The 491-nt window shown below is 53.6% G+C and carries 1 rRNA gene; it reads left to right on the forward strand.

What is annotated here, in order from left to right:
• A 16S ribosomal RNA gene (locus DK926_RS26940) occupies nt 1-491 on the forward strand; the annotation flags it as partial.

Consider the following 491-nt stretch of genomic DNA (forward strand, 5'->3'; position numbering starts at 1 on the left):
AGCAGTGCTTCATCCTACGGGAGGCTGCAGTGGGGAATCTTCCGCAATGGACGAAAGTCTGACGGAGCAACGCCGCGTGAACGATGACGGCCTTCGGGTTGTAAAGTTCTGTTATATGGGACGAACAGGGCATCGGTTAATACCCGGTGTCTTTGACGGTACCGTAAGAGAAAGCCACGGCTAACTACGTGCCAGCAGCCGCGGTAATACGTAGGTGGCAAGCGTTGTCCGGAATTATTGGGCGTAAAGAGCATGTAGGCGGGCTTTTAAGTCTGACGTGAAAATGCGGGGCTTAACCCCGTATGGCGTTGGATACTGGAAGTCTTGAGTGTCGGAGAGGAAAGCGGAATTCCTAGTGTAGCGGTGAAATGCGTAGATATTAGGAGGAACACCAGTGGCGAAAGCGGCTTTCTGGACGACAACTGACGCTGAGGCGCGAAAGCCAGGGGAGCAAACGGGCTTAGATACCCCTGTAGTCATAGGCTACTCAC

It is taken from the genome of Rhodococcus sp. Eu-32 (assembly GCF_003336925.1).
Lineage (GTDB): Bacteria > Actinomycetota > Actinomycetes > Mycobacteriales > Mycobacteriaceae > Rhodococcoides > Rhodococcoides kyotonensis_B.